This window comes from Streptomyces beijiangensis (genome assembly GCF_017315755.1).
Classification (GTDB): Bacteria; Actinomycetota; Actinomycetes; order Streptomycetales; family Streptomycetaceae; genus Streptomyces; species Streptomyces beijiangensis.
In genome coordinates this window covers 1-25,353 of the sequence record NZ_JAFLRJ010000035.1, presented here as the reverse complement: position 1 = coordinate 25,353, position 25,353 = coordinate 1, and the positions used below count along the sequence as shown (strand labels likewise).

The 25,353-nt window shown below is 68.4% G+C and carries 24 protein-coding genes, 1 pseudogene and 1 riboswitch; of the genes and pseudogenes, 9 read left to right on the top strand and 16 right to left on the bottom strand.

Going from position 1 to position 25,353, the window contains the following annotated elements:
* Positions 1-54 precede the first annotated feature (54 nt).
* From J0695_RS04365 to J0695_RS04315, 11 genes are all read right to left on the bottom strand, one after another.
* The gene (locus J0695_RS04365; RefSeq protein ID WP_206960341.1) at positions 55-891 is read right to left on the bottom strand and encodes a thioesterase family protein; all 837 of its coding nucleotides are present in this window, start codon (positions 889-891) and stop codon (positions 55-57) included.
* A gap of 23 nt (positions 892-914) precedes the next feature.
* Positions 915-1,577 carry a trimeric intracellular cation channel family protein gene (locus J0695_RS04360; protein WP_206960340.1) on the bottom strand — a complete coding sequence of 221 codons (663 nt, stop codon included), beginning with the start codon at positions 1,575-1,577 and terminating at the stop codon, positions 915-917.
* Between the two features lie 69 nt (positions 1,578-1,646).
* Positions 1,647-3,038 carry a M1 family metallopeptidase gene (locus tag J0695_RS04355; protein ID WP_206960338.1) on the bottom strand — a complete coding sequence of 464 codons (1,392 nt, stop codon included), beginning with the start codon at positions 3,036-3,038 and terminating at the stop codon, positions 1,647-1,649.
* 111 nt (positions 3,039-3,149) lie between these two features.
* On the bottom strand, positions 3,150-4,343 hold the full coding sequence (locus J0695_RS04350) for an ABC transporter ATP-binding protein (protein ID WP_206960337.1): 1,194 nt from the start codon (positions 4,341-4,343) through the stop codon (positions 3,150-3,152).
* Positions 4,340-5,422, bottom strand: coding sequence for an ABC transporter ATP-binding protein (locus tag J0695_RS04345; RefSeq protein WP_206960346.1), 1,083 nt, complete (start codon positions 5,420-5,422; stop codon positions 4,340-4,342). Before J0695_RS04345 ends, J0695_RS04350 begins: the two co-directional genes overlap by 4 nt.
* A 62-nt stretch (positions 5,423-5,484) precedes the next feature.
* The gene (locus tag J0695_RS04340) at positions 5,485-6,492 is read right to left on the bottom strand and encodes an ABC transporter permease (RefSeq protein ID WP_307798412.1); all 1,008 of its coding nucleotides are present in this window, start codon (positions 6,490-6,492) and stop codon (positions 5,485-5,487) included.
* A gap of 121 nt (positions 6,493-6,613) precedes the next feature.
* Positions 6,614-8,338, bottom strand: coding sequence for an ABC transporter substrate-binding protein (locus J0695_RS04335; protein WP_206960335.1), 1,725 nt, complete (start codon positions 8,336-8,338; stop codon positions 6,614-6,616).
* Positions 8,339-8,479: 141 nt separating this feature from the next.
* Positions 8,480-9,472 carry an ABC transporter permease gene (locus J0695_RS04330; protein ID WP_206960331.1) on the bottom strand — a complete coding sequence of 331 codons (993 nt, stop codon included), beginning with the start codon at positions 9,470-9,472 and terminating at the stop codon, positions 8,480-8,482.
* Positions 9,473-9,815: 343 nt separating this feature from the next.
* Entirely contained in the window at positions 9,816-10,595 is a 780-nt protein-coding gene (locus tag J0695_RS04325) for an enhanced serine sensitivity protein SseB C-terminal domain-containing protein (RefSeq protein ID WP_206960322.1), read from the bottom strand.
* Positions 10,596-10,668: 73 nt separating this feature from the next.
* A complete protein-coding gene (locus J0695_RS04320; RefSeq protein ID WP_206960345.1) occupies positions 10,669-11,403 on the bottom strand; it encodes an enhanced serine sensitivity protein SseB C-terminal domain-containing protein in 735 nt (244 codons plus the stop codon).
* A 122-nt stretch (positions 11,404-11,525) separates the two neighbouring features.
* Positions 11,526-12,164, bottom strand: a complete 639-nt coding sequence (locus tag J0695_RS04315) for an AAA family ATPase (RefSeq protein WP_206960320.1) — start codon at positions 12,162-12,164, stop codon at positions 11,526-11,528.
* Between the two features lie 136 nt (positions 12,165-12,300).
* A riboswitch (glycine riboswitch) is annotated at positions 12,301-12,397 on the top strand.
* 150 nt (positions 12,398-12,547) lie between these two features.
* Between J0695_RS04315 and gcvT the strand changes: the two genes are divergently transcribed.
* From gcvT to crcB (J0695_RS04285), 6 genes are all read left to right on the top strand, one after another.
* Positions 12,548-13,678 carry a glycine cleavage system aminomethyltransferase GcvT gene (gene gcvT, locus J0695_RS04310; RefSeq protein ID WP_206960318.1) on the top strand — a complete coding sequence of 377 codons (1,131 nt, stop codon included), beginning with the start codon at positions 12,548-12,550 and terminating at the stop codon, positions 13,676-13,678.
* 67 nt (positions 13,679-13,745) lie between these two features.
* Complete coding sequence (gene gcvH, locus J0695_RS04305; RefSeq protein WP_206960317.1) at positions 13,746-14,126, top strand: glycine cleavage system protein GcvH; 381 nt, start codon at positions 13,746-13,748, stop codon at positions 14,124-14,126.
* 22 nt (positions 14,127-14,148) lie between these two features.
* The gene (gene glyA, locus J0695_RS04300; RefSeq protein ID WP_277989934.1) at positions 14,149-15,429 is read left to right on the top strand and encodes a serine hydroxymethyltransferase; all 1,281 of its coding nucleotides are present in this window, start codon (positions 14,149-14,151) and stop codon (positions 15,427-15,429) included.
* 156 nt (positions 15,430-15,585) lie between these two features.
* Positions 15,586-16,965: an L-serine ammonia-lyase gene (locus tag J0695_RS04295; RefSeq protein ID WP_206960316.1), complete on the top strand. Its 1,380-nt coding sequence runs from the start codon at positions 15,586-15,588 to the stop codon at positions 16,963-16,965.
* A 109-nt stretch (positions 16,966-17,074) separates the two neighbouring features.
* Complete coding sequence (gene crcB, locus J0695_RS04290; RefSeq protein ID WP_206960315.1) at positions 17,075-17,581, top strand: fluoride efflux transporter CrcB; 507 nt, start codon at positions 17,075-17,077, stop codon at positions 17,579-17,581.
* Positions 17,578-17,952, top strand: coding sequence for a fluoride efflux transporter CrcB (gene crcB / locus J0695_RS04285; RefSeq protein ID WP_206960314.1), 375 nt, complete (start codon positions 17,578-17,580; stop codon positions 17,950-17,952). Before crcB (J0695_RS04290) ends, crcB (J0695_RS04285) begins: the two co-directional genes overlap by 4 nt.
* 54 nt (positions 17,953-18,006) lie before the next feature.
* Here crcB (J0695_RS04285) and J0695_RS04280 read toward each other — a convergent pair whose 3' ends face one another.
* Positions 18,007-19,458, bottom strand: a complete 1,452-nt coding sequence (locus J0695_RS04280; RefSeq protein WP_307798410.1) for an MFS transporter — start codon at positions 19,456-19,458, stop codon at positions 18,007-18,009.
* Positions 19,459-19,609: 151 nt separating this feature from the next.
* Here J0695_RS04280 and J0695_RS04275 point away from each other — a divergent pair, with 151 nt between their 5' ends.
* Positions 19,610-20,065: a MarR family winged helix-turn-helix transcriptional regulator gene (locus J0695_RS04275; RefSeq protein ID WP_206960313.1), complete on the top strand. Its 456-nt coding sequence runs from the start codon at positions 19,610-19,612 to the stop codon at positions 20,063-20,065.
* Positions 20,066-20,128: 63 nt separating this feature from the next.
* On the opposite strand, the gene J0695_RS04270 is transcribed toward J0695_RS04275, so the two are convergent.
* From J0695_RS04270 to J0695_RS04260, 3 genes are all read right to left on the bottom strand, one after another.
* The gene (locus tag J0695_RS04270) at positions 20,129-20,770 is read right to left on the bottom strand and encodes a class I SAM-dependent methyltransferase (RefSeq protein WP_206960310.1); all 642 of its coding nucleotides are present in this window, start codon (positions 20,768-20,770) and stop codon (positions 20,129-20,131) included.
* An 82-nt stretch (positions 20,771-20,852) separates the two neighbouring features.
* Entirely contained in the window at positions 20,853-22,394 is a 1,542-nt protein-coding gene (locus J0695_RS04265) for a right-handed parallel beta-helix repeat-containing protein (RefSeq protein WP_206960308.1), read from the bottom strand.
* A 134-nt stretch (positions 22,395-22,528) separates the two neighbouring features.
* Positions 22,529-23,527, bottom strand: coding sequence for a L,D-transpeptidase (locus tag J0695_RS04260; RefSeq protein WP_206960307.1), 999 nt, complete (start codon positions 23,525-23,527; stop codon positions 22,529-22,531).
* A gap of 176 nt (positions 23,528-23,703) precedes the next feature.
* Here J0695_RS04260 and J0695_RS04255 point away from each other — a divergent pair, with 176 nt between their 5' ends.
* A complete protein-coding gene (locus J0695_RS04255; RefSeq protein ID WP_206960342.1) occupies positions 23,704-24,261 on the top strand; it encodes a GH25 family lysozyme in 558 nt (185 codons plus the stop codon).
* A gap of 27 nt (positions 24,262-24,288) precedes the next feature.
* Here the strand turns inward: J0695_RS04255 and J0695_RS04250 are convergent, their stop codons facing one another.
* A complete protein-coding gene (locus J0695_RS04250; RefSeq protein ID WP_206960306.1) occupies positions 24,289-24,969 on the bottom strand; it encodes an NADPH-dependent F420 reductase in 681 nt (226 codons plus the stop codon).
* 160 nt (positions 24,970-25,129) lie between these two features.
* On the opposite strand from J0695_RS04250, the pseudogene J0695_RS04245 reads away from it, so the two are divergent.
* Positions 25,130-25,353, top strand: a pseudogene (locus J0695_RS04245) (sugar hydrolase); the annotation flags it as partial.

The following is a 25,353-nucleotide window of genomic DNA, read 5'->3' as shown; positions in this document are numbered from 1 at the left end:
CGGCGATTGAGGACCGGGGTCCGGGGCGGAGCCCCGGGGCGGGGGCCGGCCTCGCTACACCCGTGGCGCTCGCGCCAGCTGCCGCGACTGGGCCACCAGACGGTCCGCGGTGTCCCAGACCTCCGTGTCCTCCTCCAGAAAGCCCCCCGCCAGGTTCCGCGTCGTGATCGACACCCGCAGCGGCCCCGGCGCCGGCCGGCACCGCACGTGCACGGTCAGTTCCACCGTCGGGACCCAGCCCTTGAGACCCAGCTCGAAGCCGGTCGGCGGCAGCGCGTCCACCGCGAGCAGCAGCGACAGCGGGTCCGCGTCGCGGCCGTCCGCGAGGCCGAACCAGCCCCGCATCTCACCCTTGCCGGAGGGCGCTCCGACCGCCCAGCCGCAGGTCGCCGGGTCCAGTTTCAGCCGCAGCCGGTCGGTGATCGCCGAGGAGCCCGGGATCGGCGCGGGGCCGTCCTCCGGGCCGAAGCAGTACTCGATCGGCGGGATGACCGGGGGCTTGGCCGTCGTCCGTACGTCGTCGGTGAGGGCGTCCAGGTCCCCGTACGAGGCGAGCACCCGGATCCGCTCGACCTCCGTGCCGTCCTCCGCGTACTGGAAGAGCGAGGCCTGCCCGGTGGAGAGCGTGCGGCCGGCCCGGACCAGTTCGGTGCGGATGACCGCGGGCCCCGGCGCGGAGGCCGTCAGATAGTGGGCGGAGACGGTGAAGGGGTCGGCGTGCGGCAGGGCGTCGCCGAGCGCGCGGCCGAGCATCGCGAGCAGGTAGCCCCCGTTGACGGCGTGGATGATCGTCCAGCCGGCGGAGAGCTCCGCGTCGTACGTTCCCGGTGCGCGCAGGGTGACAGCGGTGTCGCGGTCGAACTCGCTGTCCCCGATCGATGCCTGTGCCATGCACAGCACGGTACACGGCAAAGTTACTCGTCGGTAGAGGCGGCTCTGGAGCGCCGGTTCCAGGCCCGCGGCGCCCGCCAGCCGTAGCGCATCGCGAGCAGCCGCAGCACGACGGCGATGAACGCGGCGACCGCGCTCGTCCCCGCGTTCAGCATGTCGAACTTGATGCAGAGCACCACCAGCGTCGCCCCGATGATCGCGGGCACGGCGTACAGATCCCGGTCCCAGCGGACCAGCGAGGGCACCTCATTGGCGAGTACGTCACGGAGGACACCCCCGCCGACCGCCGTGGCGAGGCCCATCACGGCCGAGGCGGTGAGGCCGAGCCCGTGCTCGTACGCCTTGGTCGTGCCCGTGACGCAGAAGAGGCCGAGCCCCGCCGCGTCGAAGACGTTGACCGCGCCCTGGATCCGCTCCACCTCGGGGTGGAGGAAGAAGACCAGGGCGGCGGCCAGCAGCGGGGTCAGGAAGTACCCGAGGTCGGTGAAGGCGGCCGGCGGGATCGCCCCGATGACCATGTCGCGGAAGAGCCCCCCGCCCAGCGCGGTGACCTCGGCGAAGACCGCGATGCCGAAGACGTCGAAGTTCTTGCGCACGGCGAGCAGTGCGCCCGAGATCGCGAAGACGAAGATCCCGACGATGTCGAGCCAGTGCTGGACGGAGGGGGTGAACAGTTCGTGGAGCACCCGACATTCTTACCGAACGTCGGGTGCCGTCACCGGCAGGCGGTCCCGACAGCAGTCAGAGGTCGGGACTTACAGGGCGGGCTTGCCGGTCGTGTTGATCCACTTGTCGAAGAGGTCGTCGAGCTGCTGGTGCGAGATCTTCTCGGCGAGCGCGATGAACTCCGCGGTGTTGGCGTCCCCGCCCCGGTGCTGGGACGTCCAGGCCGGCAGCAGCTTGAAGAACGCCTTGTCGCCGATCCGCTCGCGCAGCGCCTGCAGCGTCATGGCGCCGCGCTGGTAGACGGCCGATGCGAACATCGTGTCGCGCTGCGGGTCGGAGACCTTGACCTGCCAGAAGGTGGAGGTGTCAGGACGCGAGTTGTACGCGGCGAGCATCGAGTCGTGCGCGGTCGCCGTGCCGCGGTGCTCCGCCCACAGCCACTGCGCGTACGTCGCGAAGCCCTCGTTCAGCCAGATGTTCTTCCACTGCTCGACCGAGACCGAGTCGCCGAACCACTGATGGGCCAGCTCGTGGACGATGGTCGACTCGGACCGTACGGCCGAGTAGCTCGGCTTGGTCTGGGTCTCCAGCGAGAAACCCGCCTCCGGCATGTCGTCGACGACCGCGCCGGTCTCCTCGAAGGGGTACGGACCGAAGAGCTTCGACCAGTAGTCGGTGGCCTCGGCGGTGACCGCGTACACATCGACGTTGTTGCTGTTGGCGAGCACCGGGTCGATCGCCACGTAGATCGGGGTGCCGCCCGGCGTCCTGCCGGTCTTCACGTCGAACTTCCCGATGGAGGCGGTGGCGAGATAGGTCGCCATCGGCTTGGTCTCGCGCCAGTGGTTGACCGTCTGGCCGCCCTGGTTGTACGTGGAGACCAGCCGCCCGTTGGAGACCCCGGTCAGGCCCTTGGGTGCCTTGATCCGGATGTCGTACGTCGCCTTGTCCGACGGGTGGTCGCTGGACGGGAACCAGGTGGACGCCGCATTGGGCTCACAGGCGACGAAGACGCCGTCGGCGGTCTTCATCCAGCCGTAGTCGGAGCCGAAGACGATGGGGCCGTTGAGCGCCTCGGGGACGCCTCCGTAGGTGACTTCGACGGAGAAGGTGCGGCCCTTGCGCAGGGAGTCGCGCGGGTTGATACGTATCTCGTCGCCGGCGCGGGTGAACCTGGCGTGTCTGCCGTTCACCTCGATCGAGGTGACCTCCAGCTTCTGGAGGTCCAGGTCGAAGGAGGAGAGGTTCTTGGTGGCCCGGGCGGTGACCGTGGTGACGCCGTCGAGCCGGTCGGTGTCCGGGTTGTAGGCGACGTTCAGGTCGTAGTGCAGCGCGTCGAATCCACCGTTGCCCAGCTCGGGGAAGTACGGGTCGCCGATTCCGGCGGAGCCCGGTGAGGGCGCCGGGGCGGCGGCGATCAGACAGAAGGATGCCGTCGCGGTGGCGATGGCGGCCAGTCGTGCCGAACGGGAGAGTGCCATGAGTCTGCCCTTCGTACGTGCACCGTTGGTACGGCTGCACAATTGGTACGACGTGCAGACTCTGCACTCTCCCGTTTCGCCATGGCCATGACTTTGCCAACTTGTCATGTCCTACTGCTCAGTTGACTCCTGAGGCCGATCCTCCGGTACCTCGGCCTCCGCGACAGCAGCCTCTCCTGCCGCCTCCGCCGCTTCCGCCTCGACCGCGGGAGCGGCGAGCTCGATCGACTCGCGCGCCTCCGCGAGCACGGACTCCCCCGGCACCTGGTCCGGAGCGTTCTCCGGGTGGTGACAGGCGACCTGCTGGCCAGGCTTGAGCGCGATGAGCTCCGGCTCCTTGGTCTTGCAGACCTCGGTCGCCTTCCAGCACCGCGTGTGGAAGCGGCAGCCGCTCGGCGGCGAGATCGGCGAGGGAACGTCACCCTTGAGCAGGATCCGCTCGCTCTTGACCCCGCGACGGCGGGGGTCGGGCACCGGCACGGCCGACATGAGGGCCTTGGTGTACGGGTGCATCGGCGCCGAGTACAGCGACTTGCGGTCCGCCAGCTCGACGATCTTGCCCAGGTACATCACCGCGATGCGGTCCGAGACATGGCGGATGACCGAGAGGTCGTGCGCGATGATCACGTACGTCAGACCGAGCTCGTCCTGCAGGTCGTCGAGCAGGTTGACCACCTGCGCCTGGATCGACACGTCGAGCGCGGAGACCGGCTCGTCGGCGACCACCAGCTTCGGCTTGAGCGCGAGCGCACGGGCGATGCCGATGCGCTGGCGCTGGCCGCCGGAGAACTCGTGCGGATAGCGGTTGTAGTGCTCGGGGTTGAGACCCACGAGCGAGAGGAGACGCTGGACCTCCTTCTTCACACCGCCCTCGGGATTGACACCCTGCAGCTTGAAGGGCGCGCTCACGATCGTGCCGACGGTGTGCCGGGGGTTCAGCGAGGAGTACGGGTCCTGGAAGATCATCTGGACGTCCCGGCGCATCGGCCGCATGGCCGAGACACCGAGGTGCGTGATGTCCTTGCCCTGGAACTCGACCCTGCCGCCGGTCGGTTCGAGGAGCCGCGTGATCAGCCGGCCCATCGTCGACTTGCCGCAGCCCGACTCACCCACGACACCCAGGGTCTCCCCCGGGCGCACGTCGAAGGAGAGCCCGTCGACCGCCTTGACGGCGGCGACCTGACGCTGCAGCAGCCCCTTCTTGATGGGGAAGTGCTTGACCAGGTTCTCGACTCGGAGAAGCGGCTCGGGTGAGTCGCTCGACTGCTTCGGGATCGCCGTGTCGGCGACGCTCTTCTCGCTCACAGCTTCGGCGCAATCTCTTCGGTCCAGATACGGGTCCGCTCCTCCTGCGACATGTGACACGCAGAGAAGTGGTTGCCGCTGACCTGCTGCAGCTCCGGGCGCGTGGTCCGGGTGATGCCGCCCTTGGGGATGTCCGCGTACGGACAGCGCGGGTTGAAGGCGCAGCCGCTGGGGATGTTGATGAGGCTGGGCGGGGAGCCCTTGACGGGCACGAGCCGCTCAGTCTCCTCCTTGTCGATGCGCGGCATCGAGGTCAGCAGACCCCAGGTGTACGGGTGCCTGGGCTCGTAGAAGACCTCTTCGGCGGTGCCGCGCTCCACGCAGCGGCCGCCGTACATCACGAGCAGGTCGTCGGCCATCTCGGCCACCACACCCAGGTCATGGGTGATCATGATGACCGCGGAGCCGAACTCCTTCTGCAGATCGCGGATCAGGTCGAGGATCTGCGCCTGGACGGTGACGTCCAGGGCAGTCGTCGGCTCGTCCGCGATGAGCAGTTCGGGGTTGTTGACGAGCGACATCGCGATCATCGCGCGCTGGCGCATACCGCCGGAGAACTCGTGCGGATAGGCGTCGACGCGCTTGCCGGGCTCGGGGATGCCGACCCGGTCGAGCATGTCGATCGCACGCTTGCGTGCGGTCTTCTTGTCGACGTCGTGGTGCTGGCGGTACGCCTCGACGATCTGCGCGCCCACCGAGTAGTACGGGTGCATCGCCGAGAGCGGGTCCTGGAAGATCATGGACATCTTCCGGCCGCGCAGCTTGCGCACATGGTCGGCGCTGGAGCCGAGCAGCTCCTCGCCGTCCAGCCAGATCTCACCGCTGATGTCGGGACGGCTGCGTGCCTGCCCGGTGCGGTGCAGACCCATGACGGCGAGCGAGGTGACCGACTTGCCGGAGCCCGACTCGCCCACGATGCCGAGGGTCTTGCCCCTCTCCAGGTTGAAGGAGAGGCCGTCGACGGACTTGACGATGCCGTCGTCGGTCGGGAAGTGCACCTTGAGATCACGTACGGCGAGGAAGGCCTCGGGCCGGTCGCGCTCCTGCTCGGGCACACCGACAGGACCGGTCGACTGCACCGGGACCGACGGCTTCTTCTGCAGGGAGGCCGAAGTGGCCTCCTGGGGGGTGGAGTTGTCTGTCACGTCAGCCTCACACGCGGGTCGACGACCGCATACAGCAGGTCGACGACCAAGTTGGCCATCACTACGAAGAACGCGGCGATCATGGTCACGCCCATGATGACCGGCAGGTCTCCTGTGCTGATCGCGTCGACCGCTGCCTTGCCGAGTCCTGGCAGGGAGAAGGTCGTCTCGGTCAGTACCGCACCGCCGAGCAGGGCACCCAGGTCGAGTCCGAAGACCGTGATGATCGGGGTGAGGGTGGAGCGCAGTGCGTGTTTGCGGATGACGACGCTCTCCGTGAGGCCCTTGGCGCGAGCCGTACGGATGTAGTCCTCGCCCAGGATCTCCAGCATGGTGGCGCGGGTGAGACGGGCATAGGTGGCCGCGAAGAGGAACGCCAGGGTGATCCAGGGAAGGATCATGGCGTTCAGCCAGCCTCCGGGGTCGGATGCCAGGCCCCCGTCGGGGTAGTTGATCGTGTCGAGCCAGCCCAGGCTGTAGACGAAGATCGCCGAAGAGACCAGGCCTGTGAAGTAGATGGGCAGGGAAACTCCCGCCAGGGCCGTGATCATGGTGGCCCGGTCGAGCAGAGTACGTCTGCGCAGCGCGGAGATCACACCCGTGGCGACGCCACCCAGCAACCAGAGGATCGACGCCCCGGACGCCAGCGACAGCGTGACCGGAACCTTGTCCTTCAGGTCCTGCCAGACCGGCTGCTCGTTCTTGAACGAATAGCCGAAGCAGGGCGCCGGGCAGTGGGTGGTGTCCGGGCCCGCGTCGTAGTCGCGGCCGGCGACAACGCCCTTGAGGAAGAGTCCGTACTGCGTGGTGATGGGCTTGTCGAGGCCCATCTTCTTACGGATGCCCTCGATCGCGACCTTGTCGGTCGTACGGCCGGCATAGAGGAGCGCGGGATCGCTTCCGGTGATCTTCGGCACCATGAAGAAGATGCCGAAGGTGACCATCGAGACGACCACCAGCATGATGACGACATTCAGGAGCCGCCGGAGTATGTAGACAAGCACTGCAGTCGGCCGGCCCAGCGAGCGGCTGCCATCCCTTGTGGGGACGGCAGCCGCTCGCCTGCGGCCTTCACCTGCCCTTCGAACTAGCGCATGCGTGGTGAAGACACCGCATGTCCAACTGCTACTTGGCTACGCCCAGGACGGCAAGGTCGAGACGGCCCATGGACTCGTTGTAGAAGACGTTGGTCAGCCGCGGGTTGCGGTAGACGAGCGCCTTGTCGAAGTTGATCGGCAGGTACAGCGCCTTCTCCATGATCGCCTTGTTGACCTGGCCGTAGATGGGCGCGGCCTCTTCCGGCGTCTTCGCGGCGGCAGCCTGAGCGAACAGACCGTTGACGGTCTTGTCGTTCAGCATCGTGTAGTTGTTGTTGCCGTTCGGCAGGATGAAGGAGCCGTCGACCAGCGGCTGCAGGAAGCCCGCACCCGAGTTGTAGTCGGCGCCCCAGCCCATGACGATGATGCCGTAGCCCTTCTTCTTCACGTTGGTCGGCGAGCCGATCTCGGAAGAAGAGTTCTTGCCGTCGTACTGGGCGATCTGCACATCGACGTTGATCGCCTTCAGCGACGCCTGCAGCGACTCGGCGGTGGCGACCTCGGGCTTCTTGTTGCTACGCACCGCGATGGTGGTCTTGAAGCCGTTCGGCTTGCCGCACGCCTTGAGGGCCGCGCGGGCCTTGTCGAGCTGCGGCTTGCCGGCCGTCAGACCCCACGGGTCGTACGACTTGTCCGAGCCCGGAACACCCGGGGGCAGCATGTTGGCGCCGAGGTCACCGCTGGACGGGCCACCACGGGCGGTCTGCAGCGACTTCGGGTCGGCGGCGTAGATGACCGCCTTGCGGCACTCGATGTTGTCGAACGGCGCGACTGTCTGCGGGAAGGCGAAGTAACGGATGTACCCGGTGAACGGGTCGTCCGCGTTGGCCTTGTACTTCGGGTCCTGCAGGATCTTGATCTTCGCGGCCTGCTGGACGCCGGTGCCGTCGACCGCGTAGTCCACGTCACCCGAGAGCAGGCGCTGGTCCATGTCGTCCGGGTTCGAGGTCACCGTGAAGGTGACCTTGTCCGGGAGACCGGTGTGGACCTTGTCCGTCTTCGGGTCCCAGTTGGGGTTCCGCTCGAAGACCGTCTCCTTGCCCGGCTTGAAGGACGCGACCTTGTAAGGGCCGGTCGCCACCGGGTGGTTGGTGTACTTCGCGCCGTCGTCCTTCGCCATCGGGACCGGCGAGGAGTCGCTGATCGCCATCAGGTACGAGAAGTCCGAGTTCGGCTGCTTCAGGTTGAACACGATCGTCTGGTCGTCCGGGGTCAGGACCGACTTCAGGCCGAGCTTGTTCGGATCCTTGTCCTTGTACGGGCCGGGGTACTTCTGACCCTGGTCCAGAACGTTGATCAGGTACGTCGGACCACCGGAGAGGACATCCTGCGCGAAGACGCGCTCGATGCCGTACTTGATGTCCTTCGAGGTGATGGCCGTGCCGTCCTCGAACTTGACGCCCTTCTTGATCTTGAAGGTGTACGTCTTGCCGCCGTTGCTCAGCACCGGAAGCGTCTCGGCCAGGTCGGGAACCAGCTTGGTTCCGGCCTCACCGGGCTTCGAGTCGTACGTCAGGAGCTGGCGCACATAGAGGCGCTGGATGTTCCAGACGAAGCCGTAGTACGAACGGGCCGGGTCCAGGAAGTCGACGTCCTGAGGGGACATCAGCTTCAGCGTGCCACCCTTCTTGGTGGACGCGTTGAGGACCTTGCCCGTGGTGGCGGCGTCATAGCCCGCGCCCTTGGTGGAGGTCTTGTTGTCGCTTCCCCCACCGCCGCAAGCTGTGGCCGTCAGCGACAGCGCGGCAACCACGGCCGCGAGCGCAACTGCCTTCCTTGAGCTATTCACTGTCCAGCAACCTCCGTGATGTGTTGAAGCCCGTGGTACGCGGTCCGCGACCGAGGGTTGATGCGAGTGTCAACCGGCCTGCGCCGGAGACTTGTTGGGTGCGGCTCAGCTGCCCTTCGGATCGAGGGCATCCCGCAGCCCGTCGCCGAAAAGATTGAAGGCGAGAACGGTGATGAAGATCGCGATACCGGGGACCACCATGTACGTCGGGTCCGCCTGGTACGTGTTGATCGCGTCGGAGAGCATCTTCCCCCAGGAGGCGGTCGGCGGCTTGACGCCGGCGCCCAGGAAGCTGAGGGCCGCTTCGCTGAGGATGTTGGTCGGGATGATCAGCGTCGAGTAGACGAGGATCGGCGCGACCAGGTTGGGCAGCAGCTCCTTGAAGAGGATGTAGACGCGTCCCGCGCCGAGGCTGCGTGCCGCCTCGACGTACTCGCGTTCGCGCAGCGACATCGTCTGCCCTCGGACGATACGGCCGATGTACGGCCAGCCGAAGAAGCCGATCACCACGATCAGCACACCCATCCGGACACCCGAACCGGAAAGCCCCCAGAGGGAGTTGGGCACCACCGAGACCAGCGCGATGGTGAAGAGCAGCTGGGGGAAGGCAAGGAGCAGGTCCATCACACGGCTGATGACCGCGTCGACCCAGCCCCCGAAGAAGCCGGCCACCGAACCCAGGATCGAGCCCAGCACCACGGAGACGCATGCGGCGAGGAACGCCACCAGGAGCGAGATGCGCGAGCCGTAGACGATCCGGCTGAACACATCGCGGCCGTTGGTGGGTTCGACGCCGAGCAGGAAGTCCGAATTGATGCCGCCGAAGGAGCCCTTCGGCGTGCCCAGGTCCGGGTCGAGAAGGTTCTCATGGAACTCGTTGGGTGGGTGTCCCAGCAGGCCCACGATGAACGGAGCGAACACCGCGACCAGGATCAGCAGAATCACGACCACGCCACCGATGAGCGCGACCTTGTCGCGCTTCAGCCGTGTCCAGGCAATACGCCCCGGGGAACGGCCTTCGATGTCTTTGGCAGGCATGTCGGCCGTGACATCGACCGTCGCGGTCTCGCCCGCGCTGTCGTGCAGTGGTGCCGTCATCGTTGTGGGGACCCCTCTCGGCTCGGCCGACTGTTGGTCGGCCCGCGCCCGCCGCTGTAGCAGCTTGTTCACATCACAGGTGCAAGAAGTACGAGTTGGTGCGAATGGTGCTGAAGAAACTGAAGCCGCAGGTCGCACAGGGGACCGAAAGCTTCTTGTTCCGGGGAGTCTTCAATGCGTCGCGGATCATCCGCCAGACCTGGCGGGGAATGGATGCGTAACCGTGATGCGGTCAGGAGGCTTCCGTTATCCGGACGCCGCGATCGGCCCAGCGGACCAAGTCCGCACTCTTCGCCCAGAACGGACGTGTGCCCCAACAGGGGCGAACACGCAGTTATTTGACCTACTGGCCGCGGACCGGCGGATACCCGTATCCGGGGACCACCGCGGGGGCCGCGTGCGCCTCACGGTCGTAGAAGGGGCGGGAGTTGGCGCGCAGCCACATGCCGACCGGGTCGTACTCGTCGGACAGTGCGACGGTCGAGACGGGCAGCCCGTCGGGGACGGCCGCGACCGACTGCTGCATCATCGCGCGCACCGTGTCGACGGACTGCTGACTCGTGTCATAGAGATCGAGGCCGATCGCCAGGTACGCCGCACCGATGGCGGGCTGGACCCAGGCGCGGCGCAGTGCGCGGACCGCGGGGGTGCGATGGGCGTTCTGGGCGAGAAGGGCGTAGAACTGCGGAATGTCCAGGGCGGGTTCGGAGATCCGCAGCGGTCCGGCCGGCATCCGGTCGAGGCCGGTGGCGATCCGGCGCAGATCGGTCCAGGGGATGCCGACACCGCCGCCGGGGGCGTGCGGATTCAGCCAGATGCCCCAGCGGTCCGGGTAGAGGGCGCGGGCGATGTCCCGTCCCTCGACCACCTCGTACGCACGGTTCCAGCCGCTGGCGGAGAGCTCCTGGGCGGAGGTCACACAGGGCGCGTAACCGAGCCCCTCGACCTCCATGTTTCCGTACTGCGCGTCGGGCGATCCCGCCTGGCCGTGCCAGAGCAGCATCCAGATGCGGCTCTCCTCGAGCGCGTGCAGCAGGTCCTCGTACGCGTCATAGCGCCCGGGGGTCACCTGGCGCAGCATGTGCTCGACCTGTCCGGCCGCCGCCGTGCCCGACGCACTCACTTGGGTCCCGCCCCTCGTCCGTTCACCGAAACCGGCCCGCGAAGGCATTCCGGCCCGCCGTCATCCAACCAGCTTAGGCGGCGTCCCTGACATAGAACGGCCTGACCTTCTCCCGCATCCAGTCACCCACCGGATCCTGGGTCACGTCGAGCAGTACCAGATTGACCGGCCAGGCCGGTTCGGCCAGGCCGAGCGCACGGCCCAGCGCCTCCATGGGAGCTCCGCGGCCCGCACCGTCCCAGGAGGTGAACTCGACGCCTATGAAGAGGACGGGGTCGCCGCCCTCGATGGAGGCGAGCGCCCGGCGCGCGGTGCGCACCACCCCGGTGCGGTCGAACTCCCCTGCCGCGGCGGTGAGGAAGTCGACCGGCTCCTCCTGCCAGTCCGGCTCGAAGAGGCGGACCCGGCCACCGGAGGAGGGACCGTCCAGCGGGGTACGGCCCGCCCGGCACAGCTCCGCGACGGCGAGCGGCGGCAGCGGCATGGTGACCACGCCGCCCGGGTTCACCACGACGCCCAGCTGCGGGGGCAGCCCGCGGGCGAAGTCGACGGCGGGCGCCACCGTGAGGGAGAGATGGCTGCCGACGCACTGCAGGAACTGCGCCTCGGAGCTGTAGACGGGGACGTACGGCGCCCCCTCGATCTCCAGGGTCGGCAGGTCGAGCGTGCGGCTCTCGCTGCTGCCGCCGTTGGGCAGCGGGATCCAGAGGTGGCTGCGCCCCATGACCTCGATCAGCCGTCCGCCGGCCGCCGGATTGCCGACCGAGGCGCCCAGTACCTCTTCGAGCTCGTTGCCCGGCCATCCCATGTCCACCGACGGGTCCCTCTTCCTTCTGCGAACTTCATGGTGCGAACCGCATGTGCTGCGAGATTATCCCCGCGCGGGCCCCGCCTGCCGGGCCTCCACCCGTACGGGGAGACCTGGCGTCCTCATAGGAGCGATCCGCCGCCGAAGCGGATCTCCTCCAGCGCCGCCGCCTCCTCCCGGTCGAGCACCACCGCCGAGCCGCAGCCGGCCGGCAGCCCACCCGCCTCGGTCTCGGCCAGGAGCCGCTCGACCGCCCTGCGGTGCCTGCCGAAGGCGTACGGGGAGACCTCGCGCCCCCGCTCCGCCTGCCCCGCGAGAGCCACCTCGGGCGGGACGACCAGCAGCAGCAGATGCAGCGCGCGCCCGCGCCGTCTGGCCGTGCGCGCCAGCCAGCGCTGCACCCAGCGCTGCGTACCGCAGTCGTGGACGACGACGCTCCGCCCTGAGCGCAGTGCGCGCCACAGCCCGCCGTAGTGGGCGGCGCGCACCAGCGGGCGGTAGCCCCCGTATGCGAGGAAGGCAGGCATCCGGCGCTCCCAGCGCTCGCGCACGTCCTGCGAGTCGATCCGGCGCGCCGCCCTGACCGTGCGCCTGATCAGTGTCGACTTCCCGCTGCCCGGCAGTCCGGAGACGACCACCAGATCCCCGTCGGCGAACTCCAGACCGCGCGGGCGGCCGAATTCCCCATCGGCGCGTGCCCCCCGCGGGGCGGGCACAGCCTCCGCACCCACCTCGTACACACCCTGTCCCTGCACCGTCATGGCACTCCCCCCGTCAGGTTCCCGCGTCCCCTCCCCCTGCCCTCCAGAAGTGTAAAGAAACAGTAATGCGACACAAGCGATATGACGCTCCCCGCGGCCGTGCGATGATGTCCGCGCCAACTCCATACAGGCCGTTCGAATCCGCGCGGGAGAGTCCCCGGTCCACAGACCGGGGCGCCGAAGGAGCAAGTCCCTCCCTTGTAATCTCTCAGGCCCCGTACCGCGCGCGACGAGGCAGATCTGAAAAGCGAGCCGTCCTTGTGCGGCGGCTCCACCCAAGGTGCAAGTCGGGTGCCCGGTACGGGCTCGCGGCGAACCTCTCAGGTTCCGATGACAGATGGGGAGGAATCGTCCTCGCCAGTCATGCCCTGGGAGCCTTAACGATGAGCACCACCCCCCGCCTCACAGCCCTCGACGCCCTGCACCGGTCGCTGGGCGCGACCATGACCGACTTCGCGGGCTGGGACATGCCCCTGAGGTACGCCAGCGAGCGCGACGAGCACAACGCCGTACGTACGCACGCCGGGCTCTTCGACCTGTCGCACATGGGCGAGATCACGGTCACCGGACCGCAGGCCGTGGACCTTCTGAACTACGCGCTGGTAGGCAACATCGGGACCGTCGGCCTCGGCCGCGCCCGCTACACCATGATCTGCCAGGAGGACGGCGGGATCCTGGACGACCTGATCGTCTACCGCCTCGGCGCTGCGACATCTCAAAATGGCGAATTCATGGTCGTCGCCAACGCCGGCAACGCGCAGATCGTGCTCGACGCGCTCACCGAGCGGGCCGCGGGCTTCGACGCCGTCGTACGCGACGACCGTGACGCGTACGCCCTGATCGCCGTCCAGGGCCCCGAGTCCCCCGGCATCCTGAAGTCCGTCACCGACGCCGACCTGGACGGGCTGAAGTACTACGCGGGCCTTCCCGGCACCGTCGCCGGTGTGCCCGCGCTCATCGCCCGCACCGGCTACACCGGCGAGGACGGCTTCGAGCTCTTCGTGGCCCCCTCCGACGCCGAGCAGGTCTGGCAGGCCCTGACCGAGGCGGGCAAGGACGTCGGCCTGGTCCCCGCCGGGCTCTCCTGCCGCGACACGCTGCGCCTGGAGGCCGGCATGCCGCTGTACGGGCACGAGCTGACCACCGCCCTGACCCCGTTCGACGCGGGCCTCGGCAGGGTCGTCAAGTTCGAGAAGGAGTGCGACTTCGTCGGTCGTACGTCCCTGGAGGCCGCCGCCGAGCGCGCCGCCGCCAACCCCCCGCGCAAGCTGGTCGGCCTGATCGCCGAGGGCCGCCGCGTCCCGCGCGCCGGGTTCGCCGTGGTTGCCGAGGGCCAGGTGATCGGCGAGGTCACCTCCGGCGCCCCCTCGCCCACACTGGGCAAGCCGATCGCCATCGCGTACGTGGACGCGGCGCACGCCGAGCCGGGTACGCAGGGTGTGGGCGTGGACATCCGCGGTACCCATGAGCCGTACGAGGTCGTCGCGCTGCCGTTCTACAAGCGCCAGAAGTGACCCACACCATTCCAGCCCGTAAGACCACCGTTCATCAGCACTCCCCCGCATCCAGGAGAATCAGGTCATGAGCAACCCCCAGCAGCTGCGGTACAGCAAGGAGCACGAGTGGCTGTCGGTCGCCGAGGACGGCGTCTCGACGGTCGGCATCACGGAGTTCGCGGCCAACGCGCTCGGTGACGTCGTCTACGCCCAGCTCCCTGAGGTCGGTGACACGGTGACCGCGGGCGAGACCTGCGGCGAGCTGGAGTCGACCAAGTCGGTCAGCGACCTGTACGCACCGGTGACCGGCGAGATCACCGAGTTCAACCAGGACGTCGTCGACGACCCCTCGCTGGTGAACACCGCCCCCTTCGAGGGCGGTTGGCTGTTCAAGGTACGCGTCACGGGCGAGCCGGACGACCTGCTCTCCGCCGACGAGTACGACGCGCTCTCCGCCGGTAACTAGGGACCTAGGGACTCAGATCTTCATGTCGTCGCTTATGAACTCCTCCCTCCACGAGCTCGACCCGGACGTCGCCGCCGCCGTCGACGCCGAGCTGAACCGCCAGCAGTCCACGCTCGAAATGATCGCCTCGGAGAACTTCGCTCCGGTCGCCGTCATGGAGGCCCAGGGCTCCGTCCTCACCAACAAGTACGCCGAGGGCTACCCGGGCCGCCGCTACTACGGCGGCTGCGAGCACGTCGATGTGGCCGAGCAGATCGCCATCGACCGGGTGAAGGACCTCTTCGGCGCCGAGTACGCCAACGTCCAGCCGCACTCGGGTGCCTCCGCCAACCAGGCGGCCCTCTTCGCCATCGCCCAGCCCGGGGACACCATCCTCGGCCTGGACCTGGCGCACGGCGGTCACCTCACGCACGGGATGCGCCTCAACTTCTCCGGCAAGCAGTTCAACGTGGTCGCGTACCACGTGGACGAGGGCGGCCTGGTCGACATGGCCGAGGTCGAGCGCCTCGCCAAGGAGAACAGCCCGAAGGTGATCATCGCGGGCTGGTCGGCGTACCCGCGCCAGCTGGACTTCGCCGCCTTCCGCCGCATCGCGGACGAGGTCGGCGCGCTCCTGTGGGTCGACATGGCCCACTTCGCGGGTCTGGTCGCTGCCGGTCTGCACCCGAACCCGGTCCCGTACGCCGACGTGGTCACCTCCACCACGCACAAGACCCTCGGCGGTCCGCGCGGCGGCATCATCCTGGCCCGCAACAAGGACTTCGCGAAGAAGCTGAACTCCGCGGTCTTCCCCGGTTTCCAGGGCGGCCCGCTGGAGCACGTGATCGCGGCCAAGGCGGTCTCCTTCAAGATCGCGGCGACCGAGGAGTTCAAGGAGCGCCAGCAGCGCACCCTGGACGGCGCCCGCATCCTGGCCGAGCGCCTGGTGCAGTCGGACGTCACCGAGCACGGCGTCTCCGTCCTGTCCGGCGGTACGGACGTGCACCTGGTCCTCGTCGACCTGCGGAACTCCGACCTGAACGGCCAGGAGGCCGAGGACCGTCTCCACGAGGTCGGCATCACGGTCAACCGGAACGCGGTCCCCAATGACCCGCGCCCCCCGATGACCACCTCCGGTCTTCGCATCGGTACGCCGGCCCTGGCGACCCGCGGTTTCGACATCGCGGACTTCACCGAGGTCGCGGACATCATCGCCGAGACCCTGAAGGCGCCTTCTCCCTTTGGGGGGTCTGACAAGGACGCGCTGGCCGGCCGGGTCAAGGCCCTGGCCGACAAGCACCCGCTTTACCCCGGCCTGAAGTAGTTCCGTACCCTTTCACCGAGCGTTCTTGTACGAACCCACGGGGCACCCCGCACACTGGTTGTGTGAGCGAGGTGCCCCGTGGCACGCCACCAGGCACGTCCCTCTGCACCACCCGGCAGACAACGGCGTCTACCGACCTTCTTTAGGAGTCCTACCGTGGCCATATCGGTCTTCGACCTGTTCTCGATCGGCATCGGCCCTTCCAGCTCCCACACGGTCGGCCCCATGCGCGCGGCGCGGATGTTCGCGCGCCGCCTCAAGAACGAGGGCCTGCTGGCCCACACCACCGCGATCCGCGCCGAGCTGTACGGCTCGCTCGGCGCGACCGGCCACGGGCACGGCACCCCCAAGGCGGTCCTGCTCGGCCTGGAGGGCGAGTCGCCCCGTACGGTCGAGGTGGAGCACGCCGACGAGCGGGTCGAGCAGATCAAGCAGTCCGGCCGCATCAACCTCCTCGGCATGCACGAGATCGACTTCGACTTCGACGAGGACCTGGTCCTGCACCGCCGCAAGGCGCTGCCGTACCACGCCAACGGGATGACGGTCTTCGCGTACGACACCGAGGGCGCGCTGGTCCTGGAGAAGACGTACTACTCCGTGGGCGGCGGCTTCGTCGTCGACGAGGACGCCGTCGGCGAGAAGAAGATCGTGCTCGACGACACGGTCCTGAAGTACCCCTTCCGCAGCGGCGACGAACTGCTGCGCCTCACCCAGGAGACCGGCCTCTCCATCTCCGGCCTGATGCTGGAGAACGAGAAGGCCTGGCGCACCGAGGAAGAGATCCGCTCGGGCCTCCTCGACATCTGGCGCGCCATGCAGGCCTGTGTCTCGCGCGGGATGTCCCGCGAGGGCATCCTCCCCGGCGGCCTCAAGGTCCGCCGCCGCGCGGCCCACTCGGCCCGCCAGCTGCGCGCCGAGGGCGACCCGCTGGCCCACGCGATGGAGTGGATCACGCTCTACGCGATGGCGGTCAACGAGGAGAACGCGGCCGGCGGCCGGGTCGTCACCGCCCCCACCAACGGCGCGGCCGGCATCATCCCGGCCGTCCTGCACTACTACATGAACTTCGTGCCCGGGGGGTCCACCCAAGAAAAGGAAGAGGGCATCGTCCGCTTCATGCTCTCCGCGGGCGCCATCGGCATGCTCTTCAAGGAGAACGCCTCCATCTCCGGCGCCGAGGTCGGCTGCCAGGGCGAGGTCGGCTCCGCCTGCTCGATGGCGGCGGGCGCGCTCGCCGAGGTGCTCGGCGGCTCCCCCGAGCAGGTCGAGAACGCGGCCGAGATCGGCATGGAGCACAACCTCGGCCTGACCTGCGACCCGGTCGGCGGTCTGGTCCAGATCCCGTGCATCGAGCGCAACGGCATGGCGGCGGTCAAGGCCGTCACGGCGGCGAAGATGGCGATGCGCGGCGACGGCAGCCACAAGGTCTCCCTCGACAAGGTCATCAAGACCATGAAGGAGACCGGGGCCGACATGTCGGTCAAGTACAAGGAGACGGCGCGCGGCGGCCTGGCCGTCAACATCATCGAGTGCTGACGCCGTGGGCCCGGCCCTGAGGCACTAGCCTGATGGTCCGGTGATCCCCTACTTGCGCTGGTGTGCGCCTGCGAATGCGGGCGCCGTGCAGGTAGGAGAGGTTATTTCCATGGGAGCCCAGTCGCCCCGGGCGGTCGAAGAGCCGACCGATCCCGATGTCGATCTTTCGATGCCCGCGCAGTGGCTGGATGCCGTGCGCGGGCAGGGCGCGGTCGTGGCGGTGGTCGCACTCGGCGGTGCGATCGGGGCATCGGCGCGCTACGGGGCCTCGCTGATCTGGACCACGGCACCGGGCTCCTTCCCGTGGACGACCCTCGTCGTGAATGCCGTCGGGTGTGCGGTGATCGGTGTCTTCATGGTGCTGATCACCGAGATGTGGTCGGTGCACCGCCTGGTGCGGCCGTTCTTCGGCACCGGTGTGCTCGGCGGGTTCACCACCTTCTCCACCTATGCGGTGGACATCCAGAAGCTGGTGGCCGGCGGGGAGGCCCGTACCGGACTCGCGTATCTGGCGCTGACGCTGCTGACGGCGCTGGCGGCGGTGTGGACCGCGGTGTCGCTGACACGCCGCGCAGGTGCTCGGCGGTACGCCGGACGGGAGAAGAAGTCCGCGTGAACTGGCTGTTCGTGGTCCTGGGAGCGGCGATCGGCGCCCCGCTGCGGTATCTGGCCGATCGGTCGGTGCAGAAGAGGCATGACACAGTCTTCCCCTGGGGCACGTTCACCGTGAACCTGTCGGGCTGTCTGGTGCTGGGGCTGCTGACCGGCGCTGCGACGGCGGGCGCGGCCTCCTCGCAGGTGCAGCTGTTCCTCGGGACCGGTCTGTGCGGGGCGCTGACGACGTATTCGACGTTCAGCTACGAGACGCTGCGGCTGGTCGAGGGCGGTGCGAGGTTCTACGCGGTGGCCAATGTGGCCGTGAGCGTGGTGGCCGGGCTCGGCGCGGTCTACATGGGCGTCGGGGTGGCCGAGGCGCTCTGGGCGTGAGCGGGGCGGGGACCCCTGGTCCCCGCCCCGCTCAGGCCGCTCCGTCCGTACGGGTCAGGCCTTGGCCTCCGCCGCTGCCGTACGCGCTCCGGGGACGGTCCCGGACTCGGTGATCCTCGGCGGTACGGGAATGAGCGCGGCGACGACCGCCGCCGCGAGGGCCACTGCGGAGCCGATCAGCAGGGCGATACGGAAGCCTCCCTCGGACGGCAGGAGGTGGCCGCCGAAGTCCGTCGTCATCTGGGCGAGCACCACACCGATCACCGCGGCGGCCACGGAGCTGCCGATCGAGCGCATCAGCGTGTTGAAGCTGTTCGCCGACGCGGTCTCCTCCGGCGGCACCGCGCTCATGATCAGGGCGGGCATCGCCCCGTACGCCAGACCGACACCCGTGTTGCAGACGAGGGTCACCACCAGCAGGCCCCAGGTCGAGCCGAGGAGCAGCTGGGAGGACGCGTAACCGATGGCGATGACCAGGCTTCCGACGGACAGGGTGACCTTGGGGCCGCGGGCGGCGGACAGCTTGGCGCCGAGGGGCGAGAGCGCCATCATCATCAGACCCGCGGGCGCCATCCACAGGCCCATGGCCATCATCGACTGGCCAAGGCCGTAACCGGTGCCCTCGGGCAGCTGCAGCAGCTGGGGCACGACGAGCGACTGCGCGTACATGGAGAAGCCGACCAGGACCGAGGCGGCGTTGGTCATCAGCACCTGAGGGCGCCCGACCACCCGCAGGTCGACCAGCGGGTCGCTGTTGCGCAGTTCCCACCAGCCCCAGAGCAGCAGCAGGACGACCGCGGCGGCGAACAGTCCGAGTGTGGTGCCGCTGCCCCAGCCCCAGTCGGCGCCCTTGGACACGGCGAGCAGCAGGCTGATCAGTCCGGCGCCCAGACCGATGGCGCCGAGTACGTCGAAGCGTGCGGTGGTGGCCGCCACCTGGCCCGCGGGGACGAACCGCCAGGCCAGGACGGTGAAGAGCAGGCTCAGTGCGCCCGCGACCCAGAACAGGACGCGCCAGCTGGAGTTCTCCGCGACGGAGGCCGCGAAGGGCAGGCCCAGTGCGCCGCCCACGCCCATGGAGGCGCTCATCAGCGCGATGGAGGATCCGAGCTTCTCGGGCGGCATGACGTCGCGCAGGAGGCTGATGCCCAGCGGGACCACGCCCATGCCGAGGCCCTGCAGACCGCGTCCGGCGATCATCGGGATCAAGGAGGAGGACAGCGCACAGACCACCGAACCGGCGATGAGCGGGATCGTGGAGATCAGCAGCATGCGCCGCTTGCCGTACATGTCACCGAGGCGTCCGGCCACGGGGGTCGCCACCGCCGCCGAGAGGAGGGTGGCCGTGATCACCCAGGAGGCGTTCGACGCGGAGGTGTCCAGGATGGCCGGGAGGTCGCCGATCAGCGGCACCACCAGCGTCTGCATGATCGCGGCGAGGATGCCCCCGAGTGCGAGGACTCCGACTATGCGCCCGGGGCGGACCCCGGGCTCGGTGCTGACCACTGGCTTCTCCCTGGAATTCTTCAGATCGTGACGTTGTGCACCATACACAGATTGTGCATGATGCACATCATCCGTACCGTGCATCATGAACGACAGGGCTGGTGAGGGCAGCCCCGCACAGGAGCGCGCCGGGAGCCGAAGGATGCCTCGCATGGACAAGCCCGTCCGTCTGATCGAGTTCGAGACCATGCTGCTCGGGCGGTACTCGCATCTGATCAATCCCCATGTCCGCAGATCCGGCGGCCGCCTCGACCGCAGCGCCTATCTGCTGCTCAGCCGCATCCAGATGGACGGCCCCATGTCCATCGGCCAGCTCAGCGACGCCTTCGGCCTGGACGCCTCCACGCTCAACCGGCAGACGGCCGCCATGCTGCGCGCCGAGGTGGTCGAGCGCATCCCCGACCCCGACGGCGGCATCGCCCGCAAGTTCCGTATCACCGCGGAGGGCGAGCACAGCCTCGACTCCGACCGCGCCGAGTACATCGCGGCGCTGGAGAAGGTCATGACCGACTGGTCGTCCGAGGAGGTGGCCACCTTCGCCGCCTTCCTCCAGCGCTTCAACAGCGACATCGAGCGGCTGGAAGGGCACCCCTGGCCGCGCACATGACTCTGGTCGTCATCGCCTGCCAGTCGGGCCCCGTACGACCCACACCGCCGCCCGCGCGCCGATTCACTTCCGCAGCACGTCGTACCCGACGAAGGTGAACATCTGCGCTCCCACGGTCAGCGGCTGCTGCACACCGCCGAAGCGGTGCGCGCCGACGCCGTAGGTCTCCTTCGCGTCCGAGAGCCACAGGCGCTCGAAGCCGCGGGACTCGAACCAGTCGCAGATCTGCGGCACCCGGTCGGGTGCGAGGCGGTTACGGGTCCATACGACGGTGCCGCCTGTCGCGCACAGGCTGGTGCAGGCCTCGACGGTCCGCTCGATATCGGCGTCGCGAATGTTGCCGAACACGCCGCAGATGAGCACCAGATCGGCCGGGGCCAGGTCGCTGTAGTGGTCGACCAGCGAGGCGTCGCCCGTCACCACCTCGACCTGGTCGAGACCGGCGGCGCGGGCGAACTCCTGGGCCGCCGCGGTGTTCCGCGGGTCGAGTTCCACCAGCCGCGCCCGTACGTCGTCGCGGCGCGGGTGGTCGACGAGCACGCCCAGCAGGTCGCGCCCCTGGCCCGCGCAGAGGCTGACGACCCGCAGCGGACCCGGCGGACTGCTGTCCAGTACGGCCCTGATCCGGGCGTCGACCGCCACCAGGCGCCGGGCCACCCACGAGCTGGGATCGTCGTAACGGTCGTGCCATTTCTGCCAGTCCATGGCGGGACTCTAGGGCGGCGGAATCCACCGGTCGACAAAATTCCGGTTCCTGCCCACAGCCTTACCGAAGTCCAGGACACTGTCAGCCCACGGTGCCGCCGAGCCCTGGGCCCTCGTAGGCACCGGAGTTGGGCGGGCTGCCGACCTTGTTGCCGTACAGGTCCTTGCCCGGTGCTCCCGCCACGGACGTCCCCGCACCGATCGCCGGCGAGCCCGTGCGCAGGCGCAGCCCGTCCGGGAGCGCGCCGGTGGGGTCGGTGAGCAGCGGGTCCGCGGTGGAGCCGCCCGGGTTCGCGGGTGCGGTCCCGATGCCGACCAGGGTGTTGTGGGAGAGGGTGACGCCGCCGCTCTTCAGACTGAAGCCGGCCGTCCCTGCCCCCTCCTTGACGACGATGTTGTTGGTCAGGGTCAGACCGTGCTTCTTGGTGGTGTTCTCGTTGACGACGGTCTGGCTGATGCCCGCGCCCACATAGATGGTGTTGTTGTACGCGCGTACGCCGTCGAAGGAGCCTGAGCACGTCTCGATGCCGCGGTAGTGGTCGTCGCGGCTGACGTTGTAGCGGATGACCGCGTCGCCGAGGGTGCCGGTGGCGGTGCAGACCAGGAAGAAGCCGCCGGCGTTGTCGTGACTGACGTTGTACTGGAAGACCGTGCCGAAGGTGCCCTCGTCGACGTCGTAGGCCATGCCGTCGCGGGTGGTCTCGCCGCCGGACACCTCGTTGTACTGGAAGACCGTGTTGTCCGCGTTCCACGGCCACATGCCGGCGTTGTAGCCGGCGGAGCGGCGCTGGAAGCCGTCGAGCCTGTTGTGCTCGACCAGAGCGCCGTCGGTGGCGGTCATGACGATGCCGTCGCCCGCGAGGTCGCTCAGGGTGTTGCCGCGGACCACGACATGGGTGGACGGCAGATAGGCCGGGCCGTTCGGATCGTCATCGCCGTGCACGGGGCGGTTGTTCCAGGTGGAGCCGAAGTAGATGCCCTCACGGTCCACGGAGGCGACCGTGTTCCCCGCGACCTCGACGTCGTCGAACCTGGTCGGTTTCGCCGAACCGGTGACGGAGAAGAGGATGCCGGCGGATCCTGACGTGCCCTTGGCGTCGTCACCGCGGATGTCGTGGATGTCCAGGCCGGTGAGGCGGTAGTGGGTGCCGGTGCCGTAATCCTCCAACTGGACCCGGACGCCGCGCTTGTTGGCGCCGGGGTTGCCGCTGTTGGTGATCTCCAGGTCCCTGGCCTCGACCCACTGGGTGTTCTTGAGGAGGAGGGTCTCGGGGCCGCCCTTGCCGTCGATCACGGGCTTGGCGCCCGTACCGTACGCACCGATCACCATCGGCCTGCCCGGCCTGCCCTGGCCGTGCGGGGCGAGGGTCCCCTCGCAGCGGGTCCCCCGCTTGAGCAGAACCTGCGAACCGGTCCTGAGAGCCAGGCTGTTGACCTGCTCCAGACTCTGCCAGGGAAGGGCGGCGGAACCCGTCTGACGGCCGGCGCCGGCCGAGCAGTCGACGTACTGGATGTCGCGGCTGCTCGCGTGCGGGCCGCTCGCGGCCGATGCGGCCGGGGCGGCTGTGGCCAGAAGTGCCAGGACGGTCGTGGAGACCGCCAGGGCCAAGGGTCCGGCGCGCATGGGTGATCGGTGCATTCGCTCCCGCTCTCTTCGTCCACTCTCTGTGCACTGCCGAGGAGCACTATGGAGCGAAAGAGCGGGAGCACGGAAGACTTTGATCGAAACTCTTACGTTCCAATCAACTTCGAGCAACCTCAGAGCGTGCTGGTGGTCTGCTCACCGCTCGCGCTGCCGGAGAGCCACTGCGACCACGACAGGTTGAAGGACGCATATCCGTTGTCGGCGGGGGCCTTGGCCCGCGGCGAGCCCGTGACCGTGACGGGGTCGCCCTGCTTGACCTGGCCGTAGAACCACTTCGCGTCGGAGAGCGAGAGGTGGATGCAGCCGTGCGAGCCGCGGGCACTGCCGCTGCCCGGGTTGGTGTCGCCGGTGGAGTAGTGGACGTAAGTGCCCGACTGGGTGAGGTGGACGTCCCAGGGCAGGGTCAGGTCGTAGTAGTTCGCACTGCCCTTGCTGCAGCTGATGCCGACGCTGCAGGAGGTCATATGGACCTTCTCCTGCTTGTCGATCACTGCCATCGTGCCGTTCCAGGTGGGGTACTCGGAGCTGCCCGCGTTGATCGAGAGCGTGCGCACCACTGCGCCGTTGCGCGTCACCTTCATGGTGTGGCCGTTGACCGAGGCGTCGGCGCGGACGTCGTCGCCGACGGTGAAGGAGTGGGTGTAGCCGTGGGTGCCGTAGCGGCCGCTGCCGTTGGAGACGTACTTCAGGTCGGCGTCCACCCTGACCTTGGTGCCGGACTTCCAGTAGTTCTGCGGACGCCAGTCGACCCGCTGGTTGCCCATCCAGTGCCAGGCACCCGTGGTGGGCACCGAGGCCGAGACCTTCAGGTGCTTCTCGATGTTCGCGTGCGCCGACGTGGCCACCGGATTGCTGAAGACCACCGAGATGGGCATCGCCACACCGACCGTCGCCTTGTCCAGCGGAGCTATCGACTCCAGCAGCATCGGCGGACCCGAGGGGTGCGTCGGAGACGGCTTCGCGCTGACCGTCGCCTTGGCCGACGAGCCGCCCTTCGCGGCTCCGTCGCCGGAGTCGTCCGAGGCCGACGCGTTGCCACCGCACGCGCTCGTCCCTGCCAGTACCGCACTCACCAGCAGTGCGATACCGATGCCGCCCTTGCCCCGCCCCATGACCTGCTCCACTCGCGTCACTACTTCAGAGATTCAACGTTCATAGAGACAAGCAGGTGACCAGCGCGGTTGCGGACCGGTGTGTAAAGCGCGTGCCAAGTCTGCGATCGCGTATCCGTACGCACCCGTACGCACCCGTAGGCATCCAGAAACCGGACCCCCAGGAGGCGGTGCACATGCTGCACGGCATCGATGTCAGCACCTACCAGACGTCGTTCGACACCGGCGGCCTCGCCTTTGTCCTCGTCAAGGCCACGGAAGGGCGCAGTTACGTGAGTCCGCGGCTGACCGGGCAGACGAAGCTGGCCAGGGACGGCGGCTGCGTCGTCGGCTTCTACCACTTCCTGTGGCCGGGCCATGTCGCCGCCCAGGCCGCGTACTTCGTGGACAAGGCGCCGTCGGAGGCGGGCGATCTGCTCGCGGTGGACTGGGAGACGACGGGCGAGCACACCCGGGCGAGCTGCGCGGAGAAGGACGCGTTCCTGCGCGAGGTGAAGCGGCTGCGGCCGCACCACCGGGTCCTGCTCTACTGCAACAGGGAGTTCTGGCTCCACCACGACACCACCTCGTACGCGGGGGACGGGCTGTGGATCGCGGACTACACGACGGCGGGCAAGCCCCGGATCAAGGCGCCGTGGACGATCCACCAGTACACCGACACCCCGCTCGACAAGGACGTGGCCCACCCCCGCTTCGCGGACGAGGCGGCGCTGCGGGAGTGGGCCGCCCGGTGACCGGCGACGCGGTGACCCGGTGACCGGTCAGGCGCGGAAGGACGCCGGGCGCTCGGGCGAAGCCTCGGACAGCGCCTTGGCCACCGTGGCCGCGTCGCCCGAGAGGACGTAGACGGGGGTCTGCGGCTGCTGGCGCCAGGAGTCGTCGAGGCCGCCCGTGTCGACGGTGTCGAAGCCGAGGTCGTCCATGAGGTCGCGTACGGCCTGCTTGGCGGCCGGGTCGTCACCGGCGACCGGGAGCGCGTAGCGGCCCGGGGTCCCCTTGGGCTGCGGCTGGAGGATGATGTTGCGGGCATAGATGTTGTTGAACGCCTTGATGACCGGGTGGCCGATCTGCTGCTCGGTCCAGCGGCTCTCGGTCAGGCCGTCCTCGATGGCGGCGATCAGACCGTCGCGCTGTTGCGGGTAGTAGTTGCCGGTGTCGATCACGGCGACCCCTTCCGCGGCCCCGTCGAGCAGCCCGGCCGGCAGGTCGGGTACGGCCTTCATGGGGACGGTGACCACGACGATCTGCGCGTCGCGTGCCGCGTCGGCCGCCTCGACGGGTGTCGCGCCGGTCTCCTCGGCGAGGTGGGAAAGGGTGTGCGGGCCGCGTGAGTTGGCAACGGAGACCTCGTGCCCGAGCGCGGTGAGNNTGCGGGCCGGGCAACCTCCGGGGGCGGGGAGACTATTCCGGCGGAAGTGGGACGGGAGTGGTACCGCGTACACCGGTACGAATTCCCGCCGGTGAACTCCCTCTCCATGCCGTCAAGTTGTGAAGGAACCAAAGAATTGAGAGCGCTCTCAGTCACAGGTATTGACCTCACTCCCGGCTCTCGCAACAGTGTGGGACGCACCTCATCCACCCCCCACACCACTGGAGACGTGCGTGATATCCCGCAGACTGTTCCTGACCGGTACCGCCGCGGCCGCCACAGCGTCGGCCGTCGCGCTCACCTACTCCGCCCAGGGCGCATCAGCCTCGGCCGCAACCTGTGAAATCGCCCTGGAGAACAAATCGTTGCCCGGCAAGGTCAACGCCTACGTCACCGGCCACGAGCAGGGCACCAACCGCTGGGTGCTCCTCCGCGCCGACGGCAGCGTCTACCACCC